The sequence below is a fragment of the Polynucleobacter sp. 39-46-10 genome (assembly GCF_002282275.1).
In genome coordinates, this window is record NZ_NCJB01000295.1 from 1 (window position 1) to 2,861 (window position 2,861).

3 protein-coding genes are annotated in these 2,861 nt (G+C 46.4%); 1 reads left to right on the top strand and 2 read right to left on the bottom strand.

The features are described 5' to 3' along the window. The coding region (gene msrP, locus B7X71_RS14615) for a protein-methionine-sulfoxide reductase catalytic subunit MsrP (protein ID WP_293601175.1) at nucleotides 1-692 on the bottom strand (692 nt) is incomplete at its 3' end. A gap of 162 nt (nucleotides 693-854) precedes the next feature. On the opposite strand from msrP, the gene B7X71_RS14620 reads away from it, so the two are divergent. Then, nucleotides 855-1,502, top strand: coding sequence for an energy-coupling factor ABC transporter permease (locus B7X71_RS14620; protein WP_293598569.1), 648 nt, complete (start codon nucleotides 855-857; stop codon nucleotides 1,500-1,502). Nucleotides 1,503-1,621: 119 nt separating this feature from the next. Here B7X71_RS14620 and B7X71_RS14625 read toward each other — a convergent pair. Beyond that, nucleotides 1,622-2,861 (bottom strand): NADP-dependent isocitrate dehydrogenase (locus B7X71_RS14625; RefSeq protein ID WP_293601176.1); only part of this gene is annotated, 1,240 nt, incomplete at its 5' end.

The following is a 2,861-nucleotide window of genomic DNA, read 5'->3' on the forward strand; positions in this document are numbered from 1 at the left end:
TATTTCCAGGGCACCACAATTCGAACCGGAGCGCCATTTTGCTTGGGTAATACTTCGCCATACAAACCAAATGTCAAGAGCGTCAATGGGTTCATTGCCTCATCCAAACGCAAGCCTTCACGATAGGGCCAATCAATAATTTGACTCCTTAAACCAGGCATCTGTTTGCGATCTGCTAGTGAAATAAACTCAACGAACTTTGCTGAACCCAAAGGTTGCACATAATTCAGTAATTTAGAGAGCGAGTAACCATCCCAAGGAATCACCATAGACCAACCTTCAACACAGCGCATCCGATAAACACGCTCTTCCATTGGAGCTAGCTTCAGAAGAGCATCAATATCTAAGGTAACTGGTTTTTTAACTAAACCTTCAATCGTGACAGTCCATGGACGGGTCTGCAGAGAGCCCGCATTGGCAGCGGGATCGGATTTCTCGGTGCCAAACTCGTAAAAATTGTTGTAGCCCGTGACATATTGATAGCCGGTAGATTCATCTTTGAGAATGAAGTTTGGGTTCGGTGTTGCGATTAACTTTTGCGGGCTGCTTGCAAGAGCCTCGCGTGAGAACCAGGGCGCAAGTGCCAAGCCAAAGGCTCCGGCAGCGGCACTTTTAATCAAGTCTCTGCGCCCCTCAAAAACTGCCTTAGGGGTGATTTCACTGGCAAGTAACTTCGGCAGATGGGTGCGCATAAATACCTTTTGGGCTACATTGTAAAAAAATTGAACTTAGAGATATTCTCCTACGGTTGGCAATTTATTGCTCAGCCCCTTATTGGGTAATAGGGTTACATCCAATACCTGATTAGCTCATACGGAGTTCAAATAAGGGTTTATTTACCCTGAAAGGGCAATATGGCCTGGATCCTAGTGGCATGTGCCATTTTCCTGTTGGGCGTCTATCAAAGTCGCCAAGGGGTTCTTCTTCAACCCCGTCTTCGCAACCTCTTTTTGGTCTGCATTCTTCTGCTAGCTGTAGCCTGGAATATTCGCGCCCACCTACCCAATAGCAACCTCGATAACTTAATCGATCTTTCCTTCCACTTTTTTGGAGCCTCATTACTAGTCGCTTTATTTGGTTTCTGGAGTGCGATCACACTCCTCTTTATCGTGGCCCTAGTTGGGGTCTTAAGCATCAGCGGTGATTTGGTAGAGGCTACTCAACACTATGTCATGGTGAGCGTCATTCCTGCAATCTTTGCTTACTGTGTCATCAAGGCGGTTGATCGACTGCTACCTAAACATTTATTTATTCTGATTTTGGGGCATGGTTATTTGGCAGCTTTTCTAAGCACCTTTGCAACCGGCGTGTTGATATACGGTTTACAACAAGCATTTAATATCACCTCATTGGCTAGCAATGATCCGGTAGGCTGGTTTTTAGGCTTACTCATCCTGTCCTTTATGGAGGGCTCGCTCTCCGGTATGTTGCTGGCTATGTTGTTAATTTATAGGCCGCAATGGGTGAGCACCTATCAAGAAGATCAGTATCTGAATGCCTAAGCTAATTAGTACGGCACTAGGCGTAAGGATCAAAAGAAGATCTGAGGGCAAGAAAAAAGGCAAACCCACTGGTTTGCCTTTTTCATTTTGCGAACTTCACCTAGTGAAGTAAAACAAGCTTATGCTACTGCTGCTTTGCTCAAGATATCGTTCAATGTTGCGCTTGGGCACATCACCGATTTGAACTTAGCTTGATCAGGCATGAAGTAGCCGCCAATATCTGCTGGCTTACCTTGCACAGCCTTGAACTCAGCAACAATTTTTTGCTCGTTCTCAGCCAAGGCTTTTGCAATCGGGGCAAAGTGGGCTTGCAATTCTTTATCTTCGGTTTGCGCAGCTAAGGCTTGAGCCCAGTACATTGCCAAGTAGAACTGGCTACCGCGGTTATCCAATTCACCAGTGCGTGGAGATGGCGACTTATTGTTATCCAACAATGTGCCAGTTGCCTCATCTAAAGTACGGGCCAAGATCTTCACTTTTGGATTATTGGTTTTATCACCGATATCTTCCAATGAAACAGCCAAGGCCAAGAACTCACCCAAAGAATCCCAACGCAAATGATTCTCTTCAACCAATTGTTGAACGTGCTTAGGAGCAGAACCACCTGCACCAGTTTCAAAGAGGCCGCCACCTGCCATCAAAGGCACGATAGACAACATCTTGGCGCTAGTGCCAAGCTCCATAATTGGGAACAAATCAGTGAGGTAGTCACGCAAAATATTGCCTGTCACTGAAATCGTATCTTTACCGCGAATGATGCGCTCCAATGTATAGCGCATTGCGCGAGTCTGAGACATGATCTGAATATCCACACCAGTTAAGTCGTAATCTTTGAGATAGGCTTGAACCTTCTTGATCAACTCAGCTTCATGTGGACGGTACTCGTCTAACCAAAATACTGCTGGAGTATTTGATAAACGCGCACGGTTTACCGCCAACTTAACCCAGTCACGAATCGGTGCATCTTTCACCTGACACATACGCCAGATATCGCCCTCTTCCACATTCTGCTCAAGCAATACTGTGCCGTCATCCGCGACAATGCGGGCAACACCAGCTTCAGCAATCTCAAAGGTCTTGTCGTGTGAGCCGTACTCCTCTGCCTGCTGAGCCATCAAGCCCACGTTTGGCACTGTGCCCATGGTTTTTGGATCAAAGTTACCGTGAGTCTTACAGAAGTTAATCATCTCTTGGTAGATACGGGCAAAAGTACTTTCTGGAATTACTGCCTTCGTGTCATGCAAGCGACCATCCGCGCCCCACATCTTGCCACCAACACGAATCATCGCTGGCATCGATGCGTCCACGATCACATCGCTTGGTGAATGCAAGTTAGTAATACCTTTGGCAGAGTCCACC

What these genes read in the sequence shown, in the direction of transcription:
- B7X71_RS14620 (WP_293598569.1), top strand. Translation starts at nt 855, where the DNA reads ATGGCCTGGATCCTAGTGGCATGTGCCATTTTCCTGTTGGGCGTCTAT.